General features: G+C 62.7%; 26 protein-coding genes and 2 tRNA genes. 12 read left to right on the top strand and 16 right to left on the bottom strand.

Annotated features, from left to right (window positions below; all coding sequences use genetic code 11):
• Positions 1–174 precede the first annotated feature (174 nt).
• Positions 175–1,143, bottom strand: coding sequence for a complex I NDUFA9 subunit family protein (locus tag JQ567_RS18830; protein ID WP_212440206.1), 969 nt, complete (start codon positions 1,141–1,143; stop codon positions 175–177).
• Positions 1,144–1,368: 225 nt separating this feature from the next.
• On the opposite strand from JQ567_RS18830, the gene JQ567_RS18825 reads away from it, so the two are divergent.
• Positions 1,369–1,455 (top strand) — tRNA-Leu (locus JQ567_RS18825).
• A gap of 98 nt (positions 1,456–1,553) precedes the next feature.
• Here JQ567_RS18825 and JQ567_RS18820 read toward each other — a convergent pair.
• Together JQ567_RS18820 and JQ567_RS18815 are read right to left on the bottom strand one after the other, a co-directional pair.
• The gene (locus JQ567_RS18820; protein WP_212440201.1) at positions 1,554–2,825 is read right to left on the bottom strand and encodes an MFS transporter; all 1,272 of its coding nucleotides are present in this window, start codon (positions 2,823–2,825) and stop codon (positions 1,554–1,556) included.
• Between the two features lie 311 nt (positions 2,826–3,136).
• On the bottom strand, positions 3,137–3,925 hold the full coding sequence (locus JQ567_RS18815; RefSeq protein ID WP_249165543.1) for an NYN domain-containing protein: 789 nt from the start codon (positions 3,923–3,925) through the stop codon (positions 3,137–3,139).
• Positions 3,926–4,059: 134 nt separating this feature from the next.
• On the opposite strand from JQ567_RS18815, the gene JQ567_RS18810 reads away from it, so the two are divergent.
• The 7 genes from JQ567_RS18810 (at position 4,060) to ptsN (ending at position 10,607) form a co-directional block, all read left to right on the top strand.
• Positions 4,060–4,674 (top strand): ribonuclease D, encoded by a 615-nt coding sequence (locus JQ567_RS18810; protein ID WP_212440200.1) that lies wholly within the window; start codon positions 4,060–4,062, stop codon positions 4,672–4,674.
• Positions 4,675–4,814: 140 nt separating this feature from the next.
• Entirely contained in the window at positions 4,815–5,558 is a 744-nt protein-coding gene (gene lptC / locus JQ567_RS18805) for an LPS export ABC transporter periplasmic protein LptC (RefSeq protein WP_212440199.1), read from the top strand.
• Positions 5,559–5,563: 5 nt separating this feature from the next.
• On the top strand, positions 5,564–6,247 hold the full coding sequence (locus JQ567_RS18800; RefSeq protein ID WP_212440198.1) for an LptA/OstA family protein: 684 nt from the start codon (positions 5,564–5,566) through the stop codon (positions 6,245–6,247).
• Positions 6,248–6,436: 189 nt separating this feature from the next.
• Complete coding sequence (lptB, locus tag JQ567_RS18795; RefSeq protein ID WP_212031994.1) at positions 6,437–7,468, top strand: LPS export ABC transporter ATP-binding protein; 1,032 nt, start codon at positions 6,437–6,439, stop codon at positions 7,466–7,468.
• 92 nt (positions 7,469–7,560) lie between these two features.
• Positions 7,561–9,231, top strand: a complete 1,671-nt coding sequence (gene rpoN, locus JQ567_RS18790) for an RNA polymerase factor sigma-54 (RefSeq protein WP_212440197.1) — start codon at positions 7,561–7,563, stop codon at positions 9,229–9,231.
• Between the two features lie 71 nt (positions 9,232–9,302).
• The gene (gene hpf / locus JQ567_RS18785) at positions 9,303–9,902 is read left to right on the top strand and encodes a ribosome hibernation-promoting factor, HPF/YfiA family (RefSeq protein ID WP_212440196.1); all 600 of its coding nucleotides are present in this window, start codon (positions 9,303–9,305) and stop codon (positions 9,900–9,902) included.
• A gap of 243 nt (positions 9,903–10,145) precedes the next feature.
• Complete coding sequence (gene ptsN, locus JQ567_RS18780) at positions 10,146–10,607, top strand: PTS IIA-like nitrogen regulatory protein PtsN (RefSeq protein ID WP_192736214.1); 462 nt, start codon at positions 10,146–10,148, stop codon at positions 10,605–10,607.
• A 202-nt stretch (positions 10,608–10,809) separates the two neighbouring features.
• On the opposite strand, the gene JQ567_RS18775 is transcribed toward ptsN, so the two are convergent.
• The 8 genes from JQ567_RS18775 to JQ567_RS18740 form a co-directional block, all read right to left on the bottom strand.
• The gene (locus JQ567_RS18775) at positions 10,810–11,076 is read right to left on the bottom strand and encodes a DUF1150 domain-containing protein (RefSeq protein ID WP_192736215.1); all 267 of its coding nucleotides are present in this window, start codon (positions 11,074–11,076) and stop codon (positions 10,810–10,812) included.
• A 50-nt stretch (positions 11,077–11,126) separates the two neighbouring features.
• Positions 11,127–11,552: an Hsp20 family protein gene (locus JQ567_RS18770; RefSeq protein WP_209845395.1), complete on the bottom strand. Its 426-nt coding sequence runs from the start codon at positions 11,550–11,552 to the stop codon at positions 11,127–11,129.
• Between the two features lie 252 nt (positions 11,553–11,804).
• Positions 11,805–12,896 carry a sn-glycerol-3-phosphate import ATP-binding protein UgpC gene (locus tag JQ567_RS18765; protein WP_212440195.1) on the bottom strand — a complete coding sequence of 364 codons (1,092 nt, stop codon included), beginning with the start codon at positions 12,894–12,896 and terminating at the stop codon, positions 11,805–11,807.
• Between the two features lies 1 nt (position 12,897).
• Positions 12,898–13,746 (bottom strand): sn-glycerol-3-phosphate ABC transporter permease UgpE, encoded by an 849-nt coding sequence (gene ugpE, locus JQ567_RS18760; protein WP_212440194.1) that lies wholly within the window; start codon positions 13,744–13,746, stop codon positions 12,898–12,900.
• On the bottom strand, positions 13,746–14,627 hold the full coding sequence (ugpA, locus tag JQ567_RS18755; RefSeq protein ID WP_212274530.1) for a sn-glycerol-3-phosphate ABC transporter permease UgpA: 882 nt from the start codon (positions 14,625–14,627) through the stop codon (positions 13,746–13,748). The genes ugpE and ugpA overlap by 1 nt, the downstream gene beginning before the upstream one ends.
• Positions 14,628–14,702: 75 nt before the next feature.
• Complete coding sequence (gene ugpB / locus JQ567_RS18750; protein ID WP_212440193.1) at positions 14,703–16,016, bottom strand: sn-glycerol-3-phosphate ABC transporter substrate-binding protein UgpB; 1,314 nt, start codon at positions 16,014–16,016, stop codon at positions 14,703–14,705.
• Positions 16,017–16,312: 296 nt separating this feature from the next.
• Positions 16,313–17,515, bottom strand: coding sequence for a CaiB/BaiF CoA-transferase family protein (locus tag JQ567_RS18745; protein WP_212440192.1), 1,203 nt, complete (start codon positions 17,513–17,515; stop codon positions 16,313–16,315).
• Positions 17,516–17,670: 155 nt separating this feature from the next.
• The gene (locus tag JQ567_RS18740) at positions 17,671–18,099 is read right to left on the bottom strand and encodes an organic hydroperoxide resistance protein (protein ID WP_212032001.1); all 429 of its coding nucleotides are present in this window, start codon (positions 18,097–18,099) and stop codon (positions 17,671–17,673) included.
• A gap of 162 nt (positions 18,100–18,261) precedes the next feature.
• Here JQ567_RS18740 and JQ567_RS18735 point away from each other — a divergent pair, with 162 nt between their 5' ends.
• Complete coding sequence (locus JQ567_RS18735) at positions 18,262–18,717, top strand: MarR family winged helix-turn-helix transcriptional regulator (protein WP_212032002.1); 456 nt, start codon at positions 18,262–18,264, stop codon at positions 18,715–18,717.
• A gap of 10 nt (positions 18,718–18,727) precedes the next feature.
• Here the strand turns inward: JQ567_RS18735 and JQ567_RS18730 are convergent, their stop codons facing one another.
• From JQ567_RS18730 to JQ567_RS18720, 3 genes are all read right to left on the bottom strand, one after another.
• The gene (locus JQ567_RS18730; RefSeq protein ID WP_212440191.1) at positions 18,728–18,967 is read right to left on the bottom strand and encodes a GIY-YIG nuclease family protein; all 240 of its coding nucleotides are present in this window, start codon (positions 18,965–18,967) and stop codon (positions 18,728–18,730) included.
• Between the two features lie 265 nt (positions 18,968–19,232).
• A tRNA-Ala gene (locus tag JQ567_RS18725) sits at positions 19,233–19,308 on the bottom strand.
• A 65-nt stretch (positions 19,309–19,373) separates the two neighbouring features.
• Complete coding sequence (locus JQ567_RS18720; protein ID WP_192736224.1) at positions 19,374–19,793, bottom strand: TIGR02300 family protein; 420 nt, start codon at positions 19,791–19,793, stop codon at positions 19,374–19,376.
• A 147-nt stretch (positions 19,794–19,940) separates the two neighbouring features.
• Between JQ567_RS18720 and aroA the strand changes: the two genes are divergently transcribed.
• On the top strand, positions 19,941–21,290 hold the full coding sequence (gene aroA / locus JQ567_RS18715; protein ID WP_212440190.1) for a 3-phosphoshikimate 1-carboxyvinyltransferase: 1,350 nt from the start codon (positions 19,941–19,943) through the stop codon (positions 21,288–21,290).
• An 18-nt stretch (positions 21,291–21,308) separates the two neighbouring features.
• Here aroA and JQ567_RS18710 read toward each other — a convergent pair whose 3' ends face one another.
• Positions 21,309–22,298 (bottom strand): tripartite tricarboxylate transporter substrate binding protein, encoded by a 990-nt coding sequence (locus JQ567_RS18710; protein WP_212440189.1) that lies wholly within the window; start codon positions 22,296–22,298, stop codon positions 21,309–21,311.
• Positions 22,299–22,545: 247 nt separating this feature from the next.
• On the opposite strand from JQ567_RS18710, the gene cmk reads away from it, so the two are divergent.
• The gene (gene cmk / locus JQ567_RS18705; RefSeq protein ID WP_212440204.1) at positions 22,546–23,175 is read left to right on the top strand and encodes a (d)CMP kinase; all 630 of its coding nucleotides are present in this window, start codon (positions 22,546–22,548) and stop codon (positions 23,173–23,175) included.
• Between the two features lie 10 nt (positions 23,176–23,185).
• Here cmk and JQ567_RS18700 read toward each other — a convergent pair whose 3' ends face one another.
• Entirely contained in the window at positions 23,186–23,356 is a 171-nt protein-coding gene (locus JQ567_RS18700; RefSeq protein WP_212440188.1) for a hypothetical protein, read from the bottom strand.
• Positions 23,357–23,849: 493 nt separating this feature from the next.
• Here JQ567_RS18700 and rpsA point away from each other — a divergent pair, with 493 nt between their 5' ends.
• Positions 23,850–25,550, top strand: a complete 1,701-nt coding sequence (gene rpsA, locus JQ567_RS18695; protein ID WP_192736228.1) for a 30S ribosomal protein S1 — start codon at positions 23,850–23,852, stop codon at positions 25,548–25,550.
• Positions 25,551–25,682: the final 132 nt, after the last annotated feature.

The following is a 25,682-nucleotide window of genomic DNA, read 5'->3' as shown; positions in this document are numbered from 1 at the left end:
CTCGCGTGGGCCGCCTGGATCGTCGGCCGGCTCGGCGGCTGGGACGGTTACCCCTCGTCCAAGCCGCCAGGTCCCATTACCATGAAGCACGGCCTCGAATACTTCCACGCCGCCGCCGCAGGATGGAGCCTCAGAGATGTGTGCATGCCCTAGGGCCTTCGCCGGGACGACAAGCTACGCGCCATTGCGCTGGAACTGGCCTGCGGCGCGGAAGCGCCAGAGATACTGCGGCGCGATCGCTTCCAACGAATCGGGCGCGATGCCGAGCCCTTCCAGCGTCAGCCCTGCGGCCTTCGCCGCATCCGACACGACGTTGTCCGAGCGCAGCATCGCCACCTGATCCGGCGTCAGTTTCAGCACGCCCGGTGCGAATTGCAGGAACAGCGCCTGCAGCTTCGCCAGGCCGAACGGCAGCGAAATCAGCATGCGTTTACGCTCGGTGATGCTAAGAATGATTTCCATGATTTCACGCATGGTCAGCACTTCCGGCCCGCCAAGCTCATAGGTCGCGCCTGGCTTCGCCTTGCCATCGACGGCCTCGGCGACCGCGGTCGCGACGTCGCCGACATAGGCCGGCTGCATCCGGGTCTCGCCACCGCCGATCAGCGGCAGCGCCGGCGACATCCGCGCGAGCGCGGCAAAGCGGTTGGTGAATTGATCCTCGGGGCCAAACACGATCGACGGCCGCAGGATGGTGGCGGAAGGCACGGCTGCCAGCACGGCCTGTTCGCCGGCGGCCTTGGAGCGGCCATAGCCCGACGGCGAGTTCTCGTCGGCGCCGATCGCGGAGACGTGCACCATCCGCCCGCCGGCGGCGGCGACGGCCCTGGCGATCGTCTCAGCGCCCTTGGCCTGCACGGCGTCAAAGGATTGCGCGCCGCCCTCGGCCAGGATGCCGACCAGATTGATCGCGATCTGAGAATCCCGCATGGCGGCCTCGACCGAGGCCGGATAGCGCAAATTGGCCTGAACGCTGTGGATCTGGCCGACCCGGCCAAGCGGCTGCAGATGCCCGGCCAGCTCCGGCCGCCGCACCGCCACCCGGATGCGATAATCGCGCTTGGCCAGCGCCCGGACCACGTTTCGCCCCAGAAAGCCCGATCCGCCGAAGATCGTGACGAGGGTTTCCTGGTTCGATGCCATCGGGTCCATTGCTGGGTCCATTCCTGCGGTCAAATTCGAGAAATCGTGGGCGAATTTAGCGGATTCGCGATACGCCAACCCGCCGTCGCTGTACAGCATATTTGCACGTCGCCCCGGAAAAGTGGGCTCCGGTTTTCCGCAAGGGCGATGGGCCAAAAATTTATAGCCCACCCCGCAATTCATCAATTTGACAAGCTCGCGACTGATCCTTACTAACCCGCCCGGGCCCAGGTGGTGGAATTGGTAGACGCGCTGGCTTCAGGTGCCAGTGGCTTAACGGCCGTGAAGGTTCGAGTCCTTTCCTGGGCACCATTTGCCCATGCCCATGAGATCGCTGAATGGCGGGCCGATCGGTCCGCGTGGGCGAACGCTCGCTGCCGGGTCGCCGCGGCTGGCGGAACGCGCAAGCCTCAAACCACGCGCTTGGCGGCCTGATCCGCGACCGACTTCTGCACGAAATACATCATGATCAGCGAGAGGATCGACGTCGCGACCACGACGTATCCCAGCCAATCGAAATGCCGGAGCGTGCCGTCCGGATTTTGCGCGATGATCGCAGCCGCGAACACCGACCCGAGCCCGCCGGAGAGTTGCTGCAGGGAAGCGCTGACCGCGCTGAACGAACCGCGCTGGCTGGGGTCGGGTATTGCTGAAATCAGCGCCTGCGACGGGATCATGCGCGAAAAGATACCGACGAACATCAGGACGTTGACGATGATCGCGGTCGTCAAACTGACGTGGCCGAGATGCGTGTAGATCAGCACCATGACCACCGAAACGGCGCTGCCGAACGCAAAGGTCGGGAATTTTCCGAAAGCGTCGCTCGCCCGTCCGACCAGCGGCCCGATGAAAATGCTGAAAACGCCGGAAACGAGATAGATGGTCGGAAGATGCAGGATATCGATGCCGAGATTGTGCACGGTGAAGGCGCTGCCGAACGGCATCAGCATGAAGCCGCCGGTCGACAGCAGCGTCGTCACCGCGAAAGCCAGCGTATAGCGCGGCTGTCCGATGGTCGCGATCAGGTGCCGGAACGCGTTGCTGTCCTGCTTCAGTCGCAGATGCGCGTTCACCGGTTGCATCACGAGCAGGATCGCGGCCATCGCGACGATTGACAGGCCGACGATCGCGCCGAAAGAGACGTGCCAGCCCCAGTGGTTGGCGAGAAAAAGTCCGGCCGGAATGCCGAGCACCTGGCTGGCGGCGAAGGCGGTTTGCACGAAACCCATCACACGGCCGCGCAGCTGTAACGGAAACAGATCGGTGATGATGGCGAGCACCACGGCGCCAATCACGCCGCCGAACAGTCCGGTCACGATCCGGCCGAGCAGAAGCACGTGATAGTTCGGCGCCAGCGCGCAAAGCAGCGTTCCCAACGTGAAGCCGACATAGAAGAACAGCAGCAGACGCTTGCGATCGAATCGATCGGCAAAGCCGGCCGCAAGGATGCCCGAAATGCCGGCGCTGAACGCGTAGGCCGAAACCGCCACGCCGAATTGCCCGGCTGTAATATCCAGCGCGGGCATCAGGATGGCGCCGAGCGGCGACATGATGATGAAGTCGAGAATGATTGTGAACTGCGCGAATGCCAGCAGCGCAATGAGAAATGACTGGTAGCGCGAAAAACCGCGCTCCTGCTCCGGTTGTTGCTCGATTGGCGCCGCCGCGATTTGTTCGGTCATGACATTCTTTCGTCGGGAGCGATGCCGTGCGATGCGCCGGACGGACGCCGCATTGCCGGAAACATTTGAGCTGGGACAGATCGATTCACGCGGACGGCGCAAGCCGAGGCGGGCGCCGGCGATTAAACGTTAGAAGCGGGCGAGAGGTTGTCGAAACGCCAAGCTACACATCGAAGGCTTTCTCCGAAAGTGTGTGTGTCGTTTATCGCGACGATGTGAAGAGAAGTTTCAACGCCTGCCCGGCACTTGTATCGCTAGCAAGGGCTGCGATAGGCTCGCGCAACTGCTTACGCATCATGGCCGGGAAAAACCTACTTCGCCTTGCCCTTCGGACCCTTGGCTGTTGCCTTGGCTCTGATCCGCACATGCCCGCTATCGATCCTCTCAACGTCGAAGGCATCCGTCTTCCGGACCAGATCGATGAGTTTGCTATGGCCGTATGAGCGCTGGTCGAAATCAGAGAACAGGTTTGAAAGTTGCGTGCCCACCTGCCCCAGCGAAACCCAGCCGTCCTCGCCCTCGATCTGCGAAATGGCTTTTTTCAATATTGGAATCGCAGCACTCCGAGGCTGGAGGGAAACCGGCTTGGATGGCGTCTCCGCGTTGGAGGTCGTCGCCGCGGCCGGCAACAGATTCTCGGTGTAAATAAACCTGCGGCACGCCTGCCTGAAACTCTCTGGTGTCTTCTGGGCGCCGAATCCGTAGACGTCGGCGCCTTGCTCGCGCATGCGGGAGGCAAGGCGCGTAAAATCGCTGTCTGACGATACCAGGCAAAAGCCGTCGAACCGTCCGCTGTGCAGCAGGTCCATGGCGTCGATCACGAGCGCGATATCAGATGCGTTCTTGCCCTTGGTGTAGGCAAACTGCTGGTACGGATCGATGGCGTGCTTTTGCAGGATCTCGGACCACGATTTGAGGTGCGGCCCGGAAAAATCACCGTAAATGCGGCGGACGCTGGCCTCGCCGAATTTCGCGACTTCCTCGAACAAGCCGCCGGCAATCAGCGGCGAGGTGTTGTCGGCATCGATCAGCACGGCAAAACGGGGCAATCGCTGCTGTTCGGCTTTCATAGGTGCACCCCCTTTGTGGTCGCTGCCCATATTGACGTAACTCCGCCGATTCTGGAAAAGGCCCCATAAAGTACGCGATTTGGCGGCCGGACCCTCGTTTGGCGGCGATTTCGACGTTACCTTAGGACTTTAGGCTCTGCCGATTCGAAGAGGTTCCCAACGCCATGACCATCCGCCTGCATCGCGGCGATCTGCCGGATCTTTCCCGCTATACGGATTCGGTTGCGATCGATACCGAGACCATGGGGCTCAATCCGCATCGCGACCGGCTCTGCGTGGTGCAGATGTCGAATGGCGACGGCACCGCCGACGTGATCCAGATTCCGAAGGACCACAGCGACGCGCCGAACCTGAAGGCGCTGCTCGCCAATCCCAAGGTCATCAAGATCTTCCACTTCGCCCGCTTTGATCTGGCCGCCCTCTACAACGCCTTCGGCGTGATGCCGCAGCCGGTCTACTGCACCAAGATCGCCTCGCGGCTGAGCCGCACCTATACCGACCGGCATGGCCTGAAGGATCTGGTGCGCGAGGTGCTCAATATCGACCTGTCGAAGCAGCAGCAGTCGAGCGACTGGGGCTCGGCCAGCCTCAGCGAGGCGCAGCTCGCCTATGCGGCCTCCGACGTGCTGCATCTGCATGGCCTGCGTGAACGGCTCAACACCGTGCTGGCGCGCGAGGGCCGCACCGAACTGGCGCAGGCCTGTTTCGATTTCCTGCCGACCCGGGCTAGGCTCGACCTCGGCGGCTGGGAGGCCGAGGATATCTTTGCGCATTCCTGAACCGGGGCGATTTGAAGCAGTCCCCAGGGCGCTTGGGGGTGTTTACGCCCCGTTTCGGTCACACTGGTAAAGCGAGGTCCGGGCTGCATCGTGAGGCAATCCCGGCTACAATGGCGGGCTAACCTCGCTCTGGAGCAGCGGTGAACTCGTCACAGAACCCAGCCTACGTCGCCGGAATGGAGGCGCGCTTTGCCAGCGCGGCGCGCCACAGCCGGATGGTACGGATGCTGCGGATCGCGGTGCCGTCGGCGGTGGTGCTGGCGATGGCGAGTATCGTCGCCGTGTCGGTTTTCAACCCGTTCCGGATGCTGTTGCCGAAGCTCCCGGTCGATATTGGTAATATGGTTGTTTCCGGTACCAAGATCACGATGGAATCGCCGCATCTCGCCGGCTTTTCGACCGACCAGCGGCCGTACGAAGTCTGGGCCAAGGCCGCGATCCAGGATCTGACCGATCCCGACCATATGGAACTCAAGGCGCCGCGCGCCAAGGTGATGCTGGAAGACAAGAGCACGGTGACGATGGACGCCCGTACCGGCTATTACGACAGCAAGCAGCAATTGCTCGATCTGCGTAAGGATATCTTCCTGCAATCCTCCACCGGCTATGAAGCCCGCATGTCGCAGGCTTATATCGACATCAACAAGGGCACGGTAACCTCGGATGAACATGTCGACGTCAAGCTGCTGAACGGAACGCTGGTCGCCGACAGGCTCAGAATCCTCAACAGCGGCGAGGTGGTGCGGTTCGAAGGCAATGTCGTGATGAATTTGGACAAACTGGGTGATGACGTTGCGCCCGCTCAGCCTGCGCCGGCGCCCGAACCCGTTGCTCCATCGCCGAAGACGCGATCCGTCTCCGGCAAATCTTCCAGCACGAAGTGATTTTCATGAAGCTGTTTTTCCCGCGCAGTCTGGCGACAGTGGCGTTCGCGCTCGCGCTGATCGGCCCCGGCGCGGCTTTGGCGCAAGGCGCGGTGTCGGGTGTGCCCAATGCGATGCAGGGCTTCTCGCAGAATCGCGATCAGCCGATTCAAATCGAGGCGGCGTCGCTGGAGATGCGCGACAAGCAAAAGGAAGCGACCTTCTCCGGCAACGTGAAGGTCGTGCAGGGCGACACCACCATGACCTCGAAGACACTGGTGGTGTTTTACGATTCGGGTCCGGCCGCGCCGGCGCCTGCTGCCGCCAAGGGATCGAAATCCGCCCCGATGCAGGCGGCAACCCCGGGGCCCGGCGGCAGCTCCTCGATCCGCCGGCTGGAAGCCAAGGGCAAAGTCGTCGTCACGCAGAAAGATCAGGTGGTGACCGGCGAGACCGCTATCTTCGACACCAGGGCCAACCTCATCACCATGACGGGCGGCGTGGTGCTCACCCAGTGCAAAAACGTGCTCCAGGGCGACCGCCTGAAGGTGGACATGACCACCGGCGTGTCGCGGGTCGAATCCGACAGCGGCCAGGTGCGGGGCCTGTTCGACCAGGGCTCACAGGGCTGCGGGCCGGGAGCTGCGCCGACGCCGGCGCCGGGCGGCGCGAAGCCGGGCCTGCCCATGCTGCTTCCTGGGAAAAAATAAGACAGATCAAAGCCTTAATTATTATCTTGGGCTCGCACGGTTGAAGCCGGGGTTCCGAGGCTGTATCTACTGGGCGGGCGCGGCAAGGTGTTCCACTGGGCAGGGAACATCCATTCATTCATGCTTTGCAGGCGGATCGATTCGCCGGCGGGTGTCGCGGGATCACCGTGAAAGGCTAAGCGAAGCGGGATGGTGGATTTACTCGGCATGTTCCGTCGACGCCCCGCAAAACGCGGGCCGGCAGGATTTGCGCGTTCGCGCGAGGACATCACCGCGCTCGGCGATTCCTTTGGCGACATGCTGACGAACCCGGTGCGCGATGCGCCGCCGATGGCGCGTGCCGTCCCACTGACCGGACTGGAATTGCCCCAGCCGCCGGAGCATGCGGTGGAGCCGCCGTACGAGGAACCGCGCCCGCGCGCGCAGGCCCCCAGAACCCAGGCCCCCAAGAACCAATCCAGGACCAATGGCGCAGCTGCGCCCCGCCTGATCCAGCGGCCGGGCTACCTGGCCGTGCATAGCGTGGAAAAAAGCTTTGGCACCCGCAAGGTCGTGCGCGGCGTCAGCATCTATGTTCGCCGCGGTGAGGCGGTGGGTTTGCTGGGGCCGAACGGCGCCGGCAAGACCACGGTGTTCTACATGATCACCGGGCTGATCAAGGCCGACCGCGGCGCCATCGAACTCGACGGCCATGACGTCACGAAGCTGCCGATGTATCAGCGCGCGCGGCTCGGCATCGGCTATCTGCCGCAGGAAGCGTCAATCTTCCGCGGCCTCACGGTGGAACAGAATATTCGCGCGGTGCTCGAGGTGGTCGAACCCTCGAGGAAGAAGCGCGAGGCCGAACTCGATTCACTGCTCGATGAATTCAACATCGCGCGCTTGCGTAAATCGCCGTCGATCGCGCTGTCCGGCGGCGAGCGTCGCCGCGTCGAGATCGCGCGCGCGCTGGCGACGCGTCCGAACTACATGCTGCTCGACGAGCCGTTCGCCGGCATCGATCCGATTGCGGTCGGCGACATTCAGGATCTGGTGCGCCACCTCACCAATCGCGGCATCGGCGTCTTGATCACCGACCACAATGTGCGTGAAACGCTCGGCCTGACCGACCGCGCCTACATCGTCTATGCCGGGGAAATCTTGACTGAAGGCAGTCCGGACGACATCGTCAACGATCCGGATGTACGCCGTCTTTACCTTGGCGAGGAATTCCGCCTCTAGCCCTTTTTTAGCAGACGTCAAGCCGTGTACATCGGCTTTGGACTAGGATAAGCAAGAATCGGACCAACTTTAGTGGAACGGTTCTCGCCTCCATGGCACTGACGCAGAGACTAGAATTCCGCCAGTCGCAGTCGCTGGTCATGACGCCGCAGCTGATGCAGGCGATCAAGCTGCTGCAGCTGTCGAATCTCGACCTCTCGGCCTTCGTCGAGGAGGAGCTGGAGCGCAACCCGCTGCTCGAACGGGCCAACGACGGTCCCGAAGCGCCGGTCAGGGGCGAGCCGGTCCCGGAACAGGCTGAATTCTCCAATTCCAGTGATTCCCAGAGCTATGGCGACGAGGGCGGCGCCGAGCCGGGCGAGATGGCCGGTTCCACCGGCGACAATTTTGAGCCCGGCCAGTTCGAGGCCGGTCAGGAAGACTGGCTGAACCGCGATCTCGGCAGCCGCACAGAAATTGAGCAGACGCTGGATACCCCGCTCGACAACGTCTTCTCCGAGGAGCCCGCCGAGGCGGCCGCCCGGGCGGCGCAGGATGCCGCGCCCACCGCCTACACCGAATGGGGCGGCGGCGCGTCGAACGACGACGATTACAATCTGGAGGCCTTTGTCGCCGCCGAAATTACCCTCGGCAGCCATCTCGCCGAGCAACTGGCGGTGGCTTTCCCCGGCCCGGTGCAGCGCATGATCGGACAATATCTGATCGATCTGGTCGACGATGCCGGTTACCTGCCGCAGGACCTCGGGCAGGCCGCCGAACGGCTCGGCGCCGCGCAAGCCGATGTCGATGCGGTTCTTGCGGTGCTGCAGAAGTTCGACCCGCCCGGCGTTTGCGCGCGCAATTTGAGCGAATGCCTCGCGATCCAGCTCCGCGAACTCAATCGCTACGATCCCGCGATGCAGGCGCTGGTCGAACATCTGGATTTGCTGGCCAAGCGCGACATCGCGTCTTTGCGCAAATTGTGCGGTGTCGACGACGAGGACATCACCGACATGATCGGCGAGATCCGCCGGCTCGATCCCAAGCCCGGCCTGAAGTTCGGCTCGGCGCGCACCCAGACCATGGTGCCGGATGTCTATGTGCGGCCGGGCCCGGACGGCGGCTGGCATGTCGAACTCAACAGCGACACGTTGCCGCGTGTGCTGGTCAATCAGGTCTATTACACCGAGCTGTCGAAGACGATCCGCAAGGACGGCGACAAATCCTACTTCACCGACTGTCTGCAGAACGCGACGTGGCTGGTCCGCGCGCTCGATCAGCGCGCCCGCACCATCCTGAAGGTCGCGACCGAAATCGTGCGCCAGCAGGACGGCTTCTTCACCCATGGCGTGGCGCATCTTCGGCCGCTGAACCTCAAGGCGGTGGCGGACGCGATCCAGATGCATGAATCGACGGTGTCACGGGTTACCGCCAACAAATACATGGCGACCAATCGCGGCAGCTTTGAACTAAAGTATTTCTTCACCGCCTCGATCGCCTCGGCCGACGGCGGCGAGGCCCATTCGGCCGAAGCGGTCCGCCACCACATCAAGCAATTGATCGACGCGGAAGCCCCGGCCGCGATCCTCTCCGACGATACGATCGTGGAACGATTGCGGGAGTCGGGCATTGATATTGCCCGCCGCACCGTCGCGAAGTACCGCGAAGCGATGCGAATTCCTTCTTCGGTGCAGCGCCGCCGTGACAAACAAAGCATGCTCGGTAACGCACTTTCAGCCCCGGCCACTTCCTCCGACCGGTCCCGTGATACGGCGCCGGCCTGATTGCGTTCGCGTCAAATCGCGATAGTGTCGGTTTCCCGACAGAGTGAACGAGGCATCAAGCGAGGCATCAAATGACCCTTCGAATCTCCGGGAAAAGCATCAGCGTCGGCGAAGCGCTTCGTTCGCGCGTCAGCGAGCGCACCGATGAGGTCCTGCGAAAATATTTCGACGGCAATTATTCCGGCCACATCACGCTGAGCAAGGATGGCTTCGGCTTCCGTACCGATTGTTCGCTGCACCTCGATTCCGGCATTACGCTGGAAGCCGATTCGAACGCCACCGACGCCTATGCCAGCGCCGACCAGGCGCTGGTGATGATCGAGAAGCGCCTGCGCCGCTACAAGAGCCGGCTGAAGGACCGCTCGGCCCGCAAGACCTACGCGGCATCCATGGCGATCGCCGAATTGAATGGCGCCGGTCTCGACGCGCCGAGCTACGTCATCGAGGCCCCGGAGGGCGAGGACGAGGTCACCGAATACAGCCCCGTGATCATCGCCGAAGCGACCAAGTCGCTGAAGCGGCTTTCGGTCAGCGAAGCTGTCATGGAACTCGATCTGACCGGCGCTGCCTGCATCGTGTTTCAGCACGGATCGAGCGGCCGGGTGAACATCATTTACCGGCGCACGGACGGCAATGTCGGGTGGGTCGATCCCCCGGCGGTTACCCCGTGACAACTATGGCTGACAGCATTGACGCCCAAAGCGCCCCTCCCTATGGTCCGCCGCCCTTTAAGGATAGCGTGCGGGAACTCGCCCGTGGGAGTTGGCACCGGTCATGCGTTGGAGTAGAAGCCGACAAATCGGGACCCGGGCCTAAGCCCGCCTCCCACCTCAGCTTCTTGACGCCCAATTCTTGAAGCTGAAGTTCTCGAACCTATTTCGCACCCTGACGGCTTATTCACCTCGGAACGCCCCATGACGATTACCGATCTGGTCGCACCCGAGGCGATACTCCCCGCGTTGAAAGTCATCAGCAAAAAGCAGGCGTTGCAGGAACTTGCGGCGCGGGCGGCGACCCTGACCGGGCAGAACGAGCGCGCGGTCTTCGAAGTGCTGCTGCAGCGCGAAAAACTGGGGACCACCGCCGTCGGCTACGGCGTTGCGATTCCGCACGGCAAGCTGCCCAAGCTCGAAAAGCTGTTCGGGTTTTTCGCCCGGCTTGAACGCCCGATCGATTTCGAAGCGATGGATGGCCAGCCGGTCGACCTGGTATTCCTGCTGCTGGCACCGGAAGGCGCCGGCGCCGATCATTTGAAGGCGCTGGCGCGGATTGCCCGCCTGCTGCGCGATCAGGACGTCGCCAAGAAACTGCGCGCCTCGCGCGACGCCCAGGCGATCTATTCGGTACTGGCGCTGCCGCCGGCAAGCGCGGCGTAACATCCTCATTCTCGAACTGACGCTTGCGAAGCGCGCCGGCCAAAAAAATACGCGGGCCGTCCCCGATCCGAGGACATGCCCGCGTATTGCGAACTCTCATCGCGGTCTACGCGACCGCTACCAAGCCGGCGCCAGCGACAACAGCAAACGCTGCGTCAGTGATACCGACAAGCGTCGGATCAGTTGACACCGGTAGACCGGGTCAGTGCACGCTGACGGCCTGCAATTCGTTGCTCCATGCATTGGCGACCGCCGCCTCGCGGCTGTCGGTCAGCATGATCGGGGTACCGTCGGCGGCATGCAGCGCGAACAGTTTCAGTCCTGGCGCGATCTTCGGCGCCTGCGGAAACAGCCCGGGCACGTCCTCGGAACGGACTTGCTTTACGTAGGCGATATGGCCCTCACCAAGATGGGCCAGTGCCTCAACGGAAACCTTTTCAGTTTCGAACGTCACACTCACATCACTCATGGTCTCGACTCCTCTATGAGACTAAGCGGTCGAGTCCGCTCCTCGTTCCATTATTCGTGCTCATTGATAGCAATTGTCTTAATGACCCTTTCAGGTTCCGGCCTGGCAAGGTCGATCGACAACAGCCCGTTTTTCAGATCCGCGCCCAGCACATGCATCCCCTCCGCCAGCACGAAGGTGCGCTGGAAGTGGCGCGCGGCGATGCCGCGATGGATGTATTGCCGGGCCTTGTCGTCCTGCTGACGGCCCCGGATCACCAGCTGGTTTTCCTCAATGGTCACATCGAGTTGGTCACGGGTAAACCCGGCGACCGCCAGCGTGATGCGCAAGCGTTCGGGTTGCCCATTGCTGCGGTCGCAGCGCTCGATGTTGTAGGGAGGATAGCCGTCGGCGCCTTTGACGACGCGATCGAGCGCACGCTCAATTTCGTCGAACCCAAGCAGGAACGGACTGGATAACGATGGAACACGAGACATTACAAAGTCCTCTCGAAGCGACTTTGAGGGGCCCTTGCGGCACCCCATTCGACCGGCCGGCGGGTTTGCTGACCGGTCAAACAGCAATATGGGGGTGATTTGGGGAGGGTTCAAGCCGCTCCAGGCGCTGCGTAAATCGGCCGCGGCGGCCCTGTTTTCACGTCATTCCGGGGTGAACCCGGAATCTCGAGCTTCCCTGATGCGCAATTGCGCATCTGAGGTTCAGCGCTTCGCGCCGCCCTGGGACAGCGATCAGGAACCGAGCCGCTTGCGGCCATCGGCGGTAAACAGATGCAGTTTGTCGGATGGCGCCACCGCCCTGATTCGCTCGCCGATGGCAGGGCCGATGGCGCCGGGAATTCGCACGATCACCTCGCCGGGCGGCAGCTCGCCGGGGTTGGCAGCCACGGCCTGCGTCTCGTTCTGCCTTGTGCCGTAGATGAAGGTTTCGGCCCCGACGCGCTCGATCGCCTCGACGGTGAGGCCAAGTGCCACACCGCCGCCGACGGCTTCATTTGAAATGACGAAGTCCTCGGGACGGATTCCGAGGATGCCGGCCTCGTTGAGGCGGCTGTCGCCGGCCAGCTGCGATTTGAGTTCATCGGATCGCAGCGGCATCAGGTTCATCGGCGGCGCGCCGATGAAGGAGGCGACGAAGGTGGTCGCGGGCTTCTGGTAGATGTCGAGCGGATTGCCGATCTGTTCGACCTGGCCGGCATTCATCACCACCAGGATGTCGGCGAGCGTCATCGCCTCGAGCTGGTCGTGGGTGACGTAAATCGCCGTGGTGGAGAGGCGGCGCTGCAGTTTGCGGATTTCGACCCGCATCGCGATGCGCAGCTTGGCGTCGAGGTTCGACAGCGGCTCGTCGAACAGAAACACTTTCGGTTGCCGCACGATCGCGCGCCCCATCGCCACGCGCTGTCGCTGGCCGCCGGAAAGCTGCTTCGGCTTGCGATCGAGCATGGTGCTGAGTTCGAGAATGCGAGCGGCTTCCTGCACCCTGGTGTCGATCTCGGGCTCCGGCATACGCCGGTTGCGCAGGCCGTAGGCCATGTTGTTGTAGACACTCATATGCGGATAGAGCGCGTAGTTCTGGAACACCATCGCGATGTCGCGGTCGGCCGGCTCGACCTGGTTGACGATACGACCGCCAATATCGATCTCGCCGCCGGTTATCGTCTCGAGCCCTGCGACCATCCGCAGCAGCGTGGACTTGCCGCAACCGGAGGGGCCGACCAGCACGCAGAACTCGCCATCGCCGACGTCGAAATCGATGCCCTTGATGGCTTCGAAGCCACCGGCATAGGTCTTGCGGACGTCGCGTAGGGTTACGTTGGCCATTTCACTTTTCCGTCTCGACCAGTCCGCGCACGAACAGGCGCTGCATGAACACGACCACCGCGACCGGCGGCAGCATCGCGAGGATGGCGGTCGCCATCGCCAGCTGCCATTCGGCCAGCTCGTCGGTCGTGTACAGCATCTTCTTGATGCCGGTGACGATGGTCTGCATCGAATCCTGCGTGGTGATCAGAAGCGGCCACAGATACTGATTCCAGCCATAGATGAACTGGATCACGAACAGGGCCGCGATGGTCGTCACCGACAGCGGCAGCAGCGTATCCCAGAAGAAGCGGAACGGACCCGCGCCGTCGATCCGCGACGCCTCCAGCAATTCCTCGGGGACGGTCATGAAGAACTGCCGGAACAGCAGCGTTCCCGTGGCGGAAGCAATCAGGGGCAGGATGAGTCCGGCATAGGTATCGAGCATCTTCAGGTCGGCGACCACCTTGTAGGTCGGATAGATGCGCACCTCGACCGGCAGCATCAGCGTGACGAAGATGATCCAGAACGCGGTCTTGCGGAACGGAAAGCGGAAATACACCACGGCGTAGGCCGACAGGATCGAGATGAAGATCTTGCCGATCGCGATGCCGAGCGCCGAGATGAATGAATTGATCAGCATGTGGCCGACCGGCTCGCGGCTGGTCCGCGAGCCGCCGACGAATATGGCGCGGTAGTAGTTTTCCAGTGCCTGGCTGCCGGGCGTCAGCGGCATGCTGCCGCCGACCACGGTCGCGGCGTCATGGGTGGATGCGATCAGCGCCAGATAGACCGGAAAGGCGACGATGAAGACGCCGAGCGTCAGGATCGCGTAGGCGATGATGTCGCTGAGCGGGCGATGCTCGACCATCAGTATTGCACCTTGCGCTCGACATATTTGAACTGGACCGCGGTCAGCGCGATCACGATCACCATCAGCACCACCGACTGCGCGGCCGAGCCGCCGAGATCACCTCCCAGGCGTCCGTCGGCATAGACCTTGTAGACCATCGTGGTGGTGGCGCCGGCCGGGCCGCCACCGGTGACCGCATCGATGATGCCGAAGGTGTCGAAGAAGACGTAGACGACATTGACGACCAGGAGGAAGAACGTGGTCGGCGACAGCAGCGGGAATACGATGGTCCAGAACCGCCGCATCGGGCCCGCACCGTCGATCGCGCCGGCTTCCAGCACGCTCTTGGGGATCGATTGCAGGCCGGCCAGGAAGAACAGGAAATTGTAGGAGATCTGCTTCCACACCGCGGCCATCACCACCAGGGTCATGGCGTGGTTGCCGTTGAGCAGCGGATTCCAGTCGAAATTCATCCAGCGCAGCGGGCGCGCCAGCGTGCCGAGCGAGGGATGGAACATGAAAATCCACAGCACGCCGGCGACCGCGGGCGCCACCGCATAGGGCCAGATCATCAGCGTCTTGTAGGTGCCGGCGGCTTTGAGGTTCTTGTCGGCCTGGGTTGCGAACAACAGCGCAATGGACAGCGACAACGCCGCGACCAGCGACGAGAAGATCAGCGTCGTCAGCATCGACTTGTAATATTCAGGCTGGGCGAACAGCGACTGGTAATTTTCCAGCCCGACGAATTCGGACGTCAGTCCAAACGCGTCCTCGCGCTTGAACGATTGCAAGACCGCCTGGCTCGCCGGCCAGTAGAAGAATACGAATGTGATGATGAGCTGCGGCACCAGCAGCAGGTATGGCAACAGCTTGTTGTTGAAGACGACGGACTTTTCCATTCAGGACGCTGTGATGCCAGAGGTGCTCCCTCTCCGGATAGCGGAGAGGGAGTCTTCGTCGATACCATTTACACGTTATTTGGCCGTCTTTTCAAACGTCCGCAACATGGCATTGCCGCGCGCCACGGCCGCGTCGAGTGCTTCCTGCGCGGTCTTCTTGCCCGCGAGGGCTGCCTCGATCTCCTCGGACCAAAGTTCGCGCATCTGCACCATGTTGCCGAAGCGCAGGCCGCGCGAATTCTCGGTCGGCTCCTTGTTGGTGAGTTCTTTCAGCGGCGTCTGCAGAACGGGGTTCTTCTCGTAGAAGCCATCCGCCTTGGTTTTTTCATAGGCGGCCTTGGTGATCGGCAGGTAGCCGGACTTCTGATGCAGGTCGGCCTGACGGTTGGTGTCGGACAGGAAGGTGAAGAACTTGGCGACCCCCTTATACTCTTCAGGCTTCTTGCCGCCCATCACCCACAGGGAAGCGCCGCCGATGATCGAGTTCTGCGGTGCGCCCGCGGCGTCGGGATAATAGGGCATCGGCGCCGAGGTGAAGTCGAATTTGGCGGTGCTTTTCGCGGTCCCGTAATAGCCCGAAGACGTCAGGAAAATCGCGCACTCGCCCGAAGCGAACCGGGCTTCGCCGCCGTTGGCACGGCCTGCATAATCGTAGGTTTTGTCTTTCTGCAGGTCGATCAGGTTCTGCAGGTGCTTGACGTGCAGCGGCGAGTTGAACTTCAGCTCGGTGTCGAAACCGTCGAGCCCGTTTGCCTTGGTGCCGATCGGCACGTTGTGCCAGGCGGAAAATTGCTCGATATGGACCCATGACGCCCAGGCATTGGAAAAGCCGCAGGTCTCATGACCGGCCGCCTTCAGTTTCTTGGCGGCGGCGAACACTTCCGGCCAGGTTTTCGGGATCTCGGCGATGCCGGCCTTCTTCAGCTCATCATTGTTGATCCACATCACCGTCGATGACGAGTTGAAGGGAAACGACAGCATGTCTCCCTTGGAGGTCGAGTAGTAGCCCGTGATGGTTGGCAGGTAGGCCTTGGGATCGAACGGCTCGTTGGCGTCCTTCATCAGCTGATAGACCGGCTTGATGGCGCCGGTGGCGCTCATCATGGTCGCCGTGCCGACCTCGAACACCTGCATGATATGCGGTGCGGTGCCGGCGCGGAACGCGGCAATGCCGGCGTTCATGGTGTCGGCATAGCTGCCTTTGAAGGACGGCGTCACCTTATAGTCCGATTGGCTGGCGTTGAAGTCCGCGGCGAGCTTGTTGACGACGTCGTTGTTGGCGCCGGTCATCGCGTGCCACCACTGCAGCTCGGTCGCAGCGTAGGCAGGCGTGGCGAGCGCTAGCGCGACAGTTACTGTCGCGGCCGCGCCGAATTGTCGAAAAGCCATGTAATTCCTCCAGGTTGGGGTCGTCATCTTCGTTTCGCGCGATAACAGCGCCGGATGACGTACAAATGACCGTATAAGCGAAAGCAGCGTATGGGGGAAGCGGGCGCCAAGGGAAGCCGGAAAATAGGCGGAGGCCGCTTGTTAGTTATCGTCGTCCCGGACAAGTGAGCGCAGCGAACGCGATCCGGGACCCATACGCCGCGGCGCTGATTTGATGGGCGGTATCAGCCACCTTTGTTCACCGATGGGACAACGCGGTATGGGTCCCGGCGTTCGCCGGGACGACAATAGTGTTGCTACCGCTTCCGCTCCGACCCGCACACCACGCCCTTGGCGACCATCGCCTCGACCTCGCTCTTGGAGTAGCCGAACTCGCCCAGTACCTCGGCGGAGTGCTGGCTGAATTTCGGTGGGGTCCGGCGCAGGCTCGGTTTGGTTCGCTCCAGGCGAATCGGCGAGGCGACGCCCTTGTACCAGTCCTTTTCGATGACATCGCCGCGGTGAAGCGTGTGGGCGGCGGTCAGCGCCTGGTCGATCGACTGGACCGGGCCGGCCGGCAGGCCAGCCGCGAGCAGGCGGTCGCACAGCGGCGCGGCATCGTGCTGGCTGAACACCGCGGCGAGTTCGGCGCGCAGCGCATCGCGGTTGGCGATGCGGTCCTTGTTGCGGGCAAAGCGCGGATCGGTGCCGAGTTCCGGCTTGCCGATTTCCTTGGCGAGCTTGCGGAAGGTGCCGTCATTGCCGACGCCGATGAAGATGTTGTCGGTGCGGGTCGGAAAGATCGCATAAGGCACGAGATTGGGATGCTCGTTGCCGGTTAGATTCGGCGGCTTGCCATGCATGAAATAATTCGCGGTGTGCGGATGCATGATCGCGAGGCCGGTTTCATACAGCGTGGTCTCGAGGAATTGGCCGAGCCCCGAGCGCTGCCGCTCCGACAGCGCCATCAGGATGCCGATCGCGGCATAAAGCCCGGTGGTGATGTCGACGAGCGGAACGCCGATCCGCATCGGGCCGCTTTGCGGCGAACCGGTCGCAGCGATCATGCCGGTCATGGCCTGGATGATCGCGTCATAGCCGGGATTGCCGCCGCGCGGGCCGTCGCCGCCAAAGCCGGAAATCCGGCAATGCACGAGCTTTGGGAATTTCGCGCGCAGCACGTCGTTGCCGATGCCCCATTTGTCGAGCGTGCCCGGCTTGAAATTCTCGATCAGGACGTCGGCGGTCTCCAGCATCTTCAACAACACGGCGCGGCCGCCCTCGGAGGCGAGGTCGAGGCCGATCGAACGCTTGTTGCGGTTGATGCCGACGAAATAGGCCGCGTCCTCCTCATGGAACGGAGGGCCCCAGTCGCGCACCTCGTCACCGGCGGGCGGCTCGACCTTGATCACGTCGGCGCCGTGGTCGGCGAGGATCTGCGTGCAATAGGGGCCGCCGAGCACGCGCGTGAGATCGATCACGCGCAGGCCCGTCATTGCGCCGGGAGCCGGAGAACTCATGGAAAAAACCTTCGCTCAAGTAAGACCAATGGAATTCTTGAGCTAGCGGTCTTCGGGCGCGTCGGCAATGCCCGCGCGCGCACAGGCGCATGCGGAGACAGAAGGCGCGCGAAAACGGCCCGCGGCTTGTTGCAGCGGGCCGTTCGACGCGGTCGTTACACCACGGTCAGACGCACATCCACATTGCCGCGGGTGGCGTTGGAATACGGGCAAACCTGGTGGGCCTTCTGGACCAGTGCTTCGGCGTCGGCGCGGGCAAGGCCGGGCAGGGAAACGGCGAGGTCGATATCAAGGCCAAAGCCGCCTTCCGAGCGCGGGCCGATGCCGACGGTGGAGGTCACGGAGGCGTCCGCGGGCACCTTCACGCCGCCGCCCTGAGCTGCAACCGCCTTCATCGCGCCGATGAAACAGGCGGCATAGCCGGCCGCAAACAGCTGTTCGGGATTGTTGCCGGCGCCACCGCCGCCGCCGAGCTCCTTCGGGGTCGCAAGCTTGACGCTGAAGGCGCCGTCAGCCGTCGAGGCGGTGCCGTCGCGGCCGCCGGTGGCCGTTGCGGTGGTCTTGTAGAGGACTTTCACGGACATGTTGGTCTCCCTTGGGTTTGGTTTCGATGGCCGTTATATTGCACACAATTAGATTGTGCACAATAGAAAAAATGAAGGGGTCCGCAATTTAATTGTATGCAATTGATTAGGCTCGTCCGCGGCCCTAAATGATCACGGGCGTCCCCACTTGGCGAGGTGCAAATGGCTAGGAAACCGGCGGTCGATCCGCTGCTGCTCGGCAATCAGATCTGTTTCGCGGTGTATTCCACGGCGCATGCCTTCAATCGCGTCTACAAGCCCTTGCTCGACAAACTGGGGCTGACCTATCCGCAATATCTCGTGATGATGGTGCTGTGGGAGCGCGACGGCGTGCCCGTCAAGGACATCGGCGAGAAGCTGTTCCTGGATTCCGGCACCCTGACCCCGCTCCTGAAGCGGATGGAGGCCGCCGAATTGATCCGGCGCACACGCAGCACCGAGGACGAGCGCCAGGTCCTGATCGCACTGACGCCGAAAGGCCAGGCGCTTCGGGAAAAAGCCAGGGCGGTGCCGCAGGGTATCCTGGCGAGCTCGGCGTGCTCGGTGGGCGAACTGGTGGCGATGAAGAATGAACTGCTCGCGCTGCGCGACAAGCTGAATGCGGCATTGGGGGAGTAGGGGGCGGGGGTTAGAGACGCTTCTTGGCGAAGGCGCGGCCGGAATGGGATTTGAGGTATTTCTCGAACTCCAGTGCTTTAAGTTTATTCGGAAAGGCGCAGTACCAGATCAACTGCCAAGGCTTGAACTTGGCGGTGTGGGCGGATTTGCCGGCGTTGTGTTCGGGTAGCCGCCGTTTCAAATCGGAAGTCGCGCCGATGTATTCCTGCTCGGGAAAATCAATGCTGCGGAGGATGTAGACGTACCACATGGGTGCTCACGCGAACGGCGAGCCCGGATGGTAGATGGTCTCGGTTTGTCTCTCCAGCCCGTCGTCGCCCTTCGGGCTATGCCGGGCACCACGCTTCGCGCTTCAGGCTCCGTCGTGGCTGCGCCACGCGTAGCCCCGAGAATGAATTTTGGAAGATGTCGGTGGGTGTCCGGCCCGTCGTCGCCCATCGGGCTATGCCGGGCACCACGCTTCGCCCCTCAGGCTCCGTCGTGGCTGCGCCACGCGTAGCCCGAAGGGCGAAGCGTGGTGGAGCCAGGCGGGATCGAACCGCCGACCTCTTGCATGCCATGCAAGCGCTCTCCCAGCTGAGCTATGGCCCCTTAACCGATCCGCGCGCCTTGGGCGACGCGCGGGCATGACCCTGAACCACAGTTCAGGGCCGATCTCAAGTCTCTTCGTCGCCGCCGACGTCACCAATGATGTCGGTGACGTCCTCATCGCCTTCTTCCTCGTCGGGAATGAAGGTCGAATCGTCGTCTTCGTCGCCCTCGATGGTCTCGTCGATTTCGATGTCGTCTTCCGATTCGGGAACGACGGCCTTGACCTTGCCGGTGTTCTCCTCGGCATCGGCCTCCTCGAGCGAGACCAATTCCTCGGCCTCGGCCGGTTCCGGCGCATCGGCAGCGGCGCTCGCTGCGGCAGCTGCGCGTGCAGCATCACCGCGGGCGGCCCGGGGCGGCGCTATCGGCGCAATCGGCACGACCTCACCGGTATAGGGCGAGATCACCGGACTCTTGTTCAAGTCATAGAACTTCTTACCCGTCGTCGGGCAAATGCGTTTGGTTCCGAGATCGGATTTGGCCACGTGTGGAGTCCTGGGAATTTCTGAAAAACGGTGCTTCACTTGGCTAGTTGCTAGCCCGCTGTCAATAGCGGTTTGCGCGCATGAGACGGCCGCGTGACGCGGTGTTGCCTATGTGATACCTGCCGCCCTGCGCGAGAGGACACAATCTTGACCCATTCAGACCGGCTTGCAGCCCACCCGACCCCGCTGGAATCCCGCTCCAGCGGTTCCCTGACCGGTAAAGTCCGTGTTCCCGGCGACAAGTCGATTTCGCACCGCGCCCTGATCCTGGGGGCGCTTTCGGTCGGCCAGACCACGATTTCCGGCCTGCTTGAGGGCGAAGACGTGCTCAATACGGCAAAATCGATGCAGGCGCTGGGCGCCAAGGTCGAACGAACAGGCCCGTTCGCCTGGCAAGTGAGGGGCGTCGGGGTGGCGGGCTTCGCCCAACCCGCAAACCCGCTCGATTTCGGCAATTCCGGCACCGGCTGCCGGCTGGTGATGGGGGCGGTGGCCGGCTGTCCGATTTCGGCGGTGTTCGACGGCGACGCCTCGCTGCGTTCGCGGCCGATGCGGCGGATCCTCGATCCCCTGGAATTGATGGGCGCCAGGACCGGCGAGGCCAAGGAAGGCGGCCGCCTGCCGCTGACGCTGCATGGCGCCCGCGATCCCGTGCCGATCCTGTACCGGACGCCGGTGGCCTCGGCCCAGATCAAATCGGCGGTTCTCTTGGCGGGCCTTGCTGCGCCCGGCGTCACGACCGTGATCGAGCAGGAGGCGAGTCGCGACCATACGGAACTGATGCTGAAGCATTTTGGCGCGCAGATCGTCTCGACCAACGAAGGCAGCCATGGCCGCAAGATCGCGCTCACCGGCCAGCCCGAGTTGCACGGCGCCGATGTCGTGGTGCCCGCCGATCCCTCGTCTGCAGCGTTCCCGATCGTCGCGGCGCTGATCGTCGAGGGCTCCGACATCGTCTTCTCCGACGTCATGACTAATCCACTGCGCACCGGCCTGCTCACGACCTTGCGCGAGATGGGCGCCTCGATCGAGGAGAGCGACGTGCGCGGCGACGCCGGCGAGCCGATGGCCACCTTGCGCGTGCGGGCTTCAAAACTGCGCGGTGTCGAAGTGCCGCCGGAGCGCGCGCCCTCGATGATCGACGAATATCTGGTGCTCGCGGTTGCGGCCTCGTTTGCCGAAGGCACCACCATCATGCGCGGCCTGCAGGAGCTGCGCGTCAAGGAATCCGACCGGCTGGAGGCGACCGCCGACATGCTGCGCGTCAACGGCGTCAAGGTCGAGGTCGCGGGCGACGATCTGATCGTCGAGGGCCGCGGCCATGTGCCCGGCGGCGGCCTCGTCGCCACCCACATGGATCATCGCATCGCGATGTCGGCGCTGGTGATGGGGCTTGCCGCCGACAAGCCGGTCAAGATCGACGACACCACCTTCATCGCCACCAGCTTTCCGGATTTCATTCCGATGATGCGCGGGCTCGGGGCGGCGTTTTCATAAGGCGGAGGCTCGCGCGGTTCAGGACGGCGCAAGCCCCAGGCTGGTCACTGCCTCGAGCCAGATGGGCGCTTCTTCCTTGTACAGTTTCTGCGTCTCCTCGAAGGTCATCGCGGTGTCGTCGACGCCGAATGATTTCATCAGCTGCAGTACTTTTTCAGTCTTGCCGCCCTCGACGAGGAGTTTTGACAGCTTCTGAACGATTTCCGGCGGCGTCCCGATGGGCACGGCGCAGCACTGGAAGCCGGTCAGCTTGAAGATGGGCGATGTGGTGCCCTGCTCTGCAAAGGAAGGAACGTCCGGCAATGTCGACATGCGCTTGCGCGAGACGGCGACCGCACGGCCGCGGCCGCTCTGCAGCACCGACAACGCCGCAGAGTAGCTGCCGTGGGCGCCATCGATAAATCCGCCGGCAAGATCGGTCCACATTGGCGCTTCGCCGCGGTAGTGCACCGCTTCCATCTTGAGACCGTATTGCTTGTTCATTTCGGCGACCGCCATGTGCGCGTATGACCCTGCGCCATAGGTGCCGATGTTGATCTTCTCGGCCTTCTTCGCGTAGGCGACAAATTCGGCGAGAGTCTTGGCGCCCGTCTTCTCGCCGGCCACGAACGGCAGGCTGCCTGCCGGCATGATCGAGACGAGGGTGAAATCCTTGTCGGCGTCGTAAGCGATGTCCTTGATCAGAACGCGGTTCATGATCATCGTCGTCGAGATCGTGAACATCAGCGTGTAGCCGTCGGGCGCGGCGCGCTTGGCTTCAACCGCCGCGACCGATCCCGAGGCACCCGCCTTGTTTTCCACCACCAGATTCTGGCCCGTGGTGGCCCGGATATATTCGCCATAGGTCCGCGCAAACAGATCAGTCTGACCTCCGGCGGGATAGCCGGCGATGATCTTGATGGGCTTGGTCGGCCAGTCGGTCTGCGCATGGGCCGAACTCCCGATCAATGGGATCGTCGAGGCTGCTGCGGCGCTGCCAATAAATTGACGTCGTGAAATGGTGCTCATCGTATCCCTCCGGCCGTTATCATTTTTTTGAATCGGGCGATTCGCAGATGGAATGCCCCGGCTGGTCTCAGGATAGAGACGGGCAGCGGCGGCGGCGAGGCACATTTGGACGCATCTGGCGCGCCTATGTCCGCATCGCGGAATTCAGGTTTTCTGGCGGTGAGGCCGCCGTTTCCCGGAGCGGTGGCCCCATCACCTCTGACGCATGGTCTTGACCACCATGGCCGCTCTGTCGCACATGGCGCTCATGATCATCGCCATCGACGGACCCGCCGCCTCGGGCAAGGGCACGCTGGGCAAGCGGCTCGCGCAGCACTACGGCTATCGCCACCTCGACACCGGCGTGATCTATCGCGCCGTGGCCAAAATGCTGCTGGACCAGGGTTTTGATCTCACCGATGAAGCCCGCGCCGTCGCCGCCGCGATGGCGCTCGATCCGGAAAACTTCGGCCATCCCGAACTGAAGTCGCAGCGGATCGGCGATGCCGCTTCGGTGGTGTCAGCCATTCCCACGGTGCGGGAAGCGCTGGTCAGTTTTCAGCGCCAGTTCGCGGCCGATCCGCCCGGCGCGGTGCTCGACGGGCGCGACATCGGCACCGTGATTTGCCCGAATGCCGACGTGAAGATTTTCGTCGTCGCCGACCCAAAGGTGCGGGCCCACCGCCGCACGCTGGAAGCGCTCGCACGGGGTGAAGCGGCGGATGAAGCGCTGGTGCTGGCCGATATTCTCAAGCGCGACGAGCGGGACCGCAATCGGGCCGCGGCGCCTCTGAAGGCGGCCCCCGACGCGCATGTCCTGGACAATTCCAATCTCGATATCGAAGGCGGCGTTCGCGCCGCGATCGCGATCGTCGAGGCTGTCCGCGCCAGGCGGTGAAGTCTTCGGTTCAGTTCTTCGAGCGGTCGCGGTCGAACGGCAATCGCTGTTCGGCCATCAGCACGGGCTTCGATTTGGCCGCGGCAATCGCCTTGTCGGTCGCAAAATAGGCCGGCTTGCCGGCAACCGCCGTAGCGACGGTAAAGGCGGCGATGGCGGTCAGAGCGATCAGGCTCTTCATGGTGGCACTCCCCCTGTTTTTGAACCCGTGTCATCGTCGGGGGTGGCCCTTAAGGTCGGGTTCCATCTCGCCTGACGCTGCGGACCTTTTGTGTCATGCGGTGAACAAGGCGTTGAAAACATGGGCCCATGGCCGGCGTCCGCCAGCCCTAAAGCCCCGTAAATCGGGCATTTTCGCTTGCCGAAAAGAGCCCTTGGGGCTATATCACCGGCCATCCGGGCCGCCATCGATGAGATCAGGGCTGTCCGAGCGGGCCGGCAGGAGGTTTGAACCCCTGCCGTCATTGGAGGAAAGCCCGCTCCAGGTTCTTGAAGTCGATACGCTCGTTTCAGGCTCCGGATAAATCAACGTATCGAACGTGCAGGCATGCTGCCGGCCCGCTATTTGCGATTTCCCGCAAACGGCGGTCGTTAGGGTTTGCGGACCCCTGACACTTCACGCGCGATACGCCCCTTAACCCGACTGGCCGGCGATACCCGCATCTGGAGAACAAATGGCTTCGACTGCTGCTTCTTATAATCCTACCCGCGACGATTTCGCTGCGATGCTGGACGAGTCCTTCGCCGGCGGCAATTTGCAGGAAAGCTCCGTCATCAAGGGCAAGGTAGTTGCAATTGAAAAGGACATGGCCGTCATCGACGTCGGCCTGAAGACCGAAGGCCGCGTGGCGCTGCGTGAGTTCGCAGGACCCGGCCGCGACAGCGAACTCAAGGTTGGCGACGAAGTCGAGGTGTTCCTCGACCGGATCGAGAATGCGCTCGGCGAAGCCGTGCTGTCGCGCGACAAGGCGCGCCGCGAGGAGAGCTGGGGCAAGCTCGAGAAGGCCTTCAACAACAACGAGAAGGTTCACGGCGTCATCTTCAACCAGGTCAAGGGCGGCTTCACCGTCGATCTCGACGGCGCGGTGGCCTTCCTGCCGCGTTCGCAGGTCGATATCCGCCCGATCCGCGACGTCGCGCCGCTGATGAACAATTCGCAGCCGTTCCAGATCCTCAAGATGGATCGCCGCCGCGGCAACATCGTGGTGTCGCGCCGCACGGTTCTCGAAGAGACCCGCGCCGAGCAGCGCCAGGAGCTGGTGCAGAACCTCGAAGAGGGCCAGGTGATCGACGGCGTGGTCAAGAACATCACCGATTACGGTGCGTTCGTTGATCTCGGCGGCATCGACGGCCTGCTGCACGTCACCGATATCGCCTGGCGCCGGGTCAATCACCCGACCGAGGTGCTCACCATCGGCCAGACCGTCAAGGTCAAGATCATCAAGATCAACCACGAGACCCACCGTATCTCGCTCGGCATGAAGCAGCTGCTGGACGATCCGTGGCAGGGCATCGAGGCGAAGTACCCGCTGAACGCACGCTTCACCGGCCGCGTCACCAACATCACCGACTACGGCGCGTTCGTCGAACTGGAGCCGGGCATCGAAGGCCTGATCCACGTATCGGAAATGTCGTGGACCAAGAAGAACATGCACCCCGGCAAGATCGTTTCGACCTCGCAGGAAGTCGAAGTGCAGGTTCTCGAGGTGGATTCGGTCAAGCGCCGCATCTCGCTCGGCCTCAAGCAGACCATGCGCAACCCCTGGGAGGTCTTCGTCGAGAAGTTCCCGGTCGGTGCGACCGTCGAAGGCGAGGTCAAGAACAAGACCGAGTTCGGTCTGTTCCTCGGTCTCGACGGCGACGTCGACGGCATGGTCCATCTCTCCGACCTCGACTGGAAGCTTCCGGGCGAGCAGGTGATCGACAACTTCAAGAAGGGCGACATGGTCAAGGCCGTGGTGCTCGACGTCGATGTCGAAAAGGAGCGCATCTCGCTCGGCGTCAAGCAGCTCGAAGGCGACCCCTTCGCAGAGCCTGGCGACGTCAAGAAGGGCGCGGTCGTGACCTGCGAGGTGCTCGAAGTGAAGGAAGCCGGCATCGAGGTGAAGATCTCGGGGACCGATTTCTCCACCTTCATCAAGCGGTCGGAACTCGCCCGCGACCGCAACGATCAGCGCGCCGAGCGTTTCGCCGTCGGCGAGAAGGTCGATGCCCGCGTGATCCAGTTCGACAAGAAGGCCCGCAAGGTCCAGGTCTCGATCAAGGCGCTGGAAGTTGCCGAAGAGAAGGAAGCCATCGCGCAGTACGGTTCCTCCGATTCGGGAGCGACGCTGGGCGACATTCTCGGCACCGCGCTCAAGAACCGCGACAAGTAAGCAGAGCTTCCCTGTTCGCAAAGACCAGGCCCCGGTTTCGACCGGGGTCTTTTTTCATGTTGTCGTCCCGGCGAAGGCCGGGACCCATAGCCACCGTCTGAAGTTTTGCGGAAGGTATCTGCCAGCCTGCCA

The sequence above is a fragment of the Bradyrhizobium sp. AUGA SZCCT0431 genome (assembly GCF_018131065.1).
In the GTDB taxonomy this organism is placed as follows: domain Bacteria; phylum Pseudomonadota; class Alphaproteobacteria; order Rhizobiales; family Xanthobacteraceae; genus Bradyrhizobium.
Note: the sequence above shows the minus strand (reverse complement) of the source record. Positions and strands in the feature narration are given on the sequence as shown.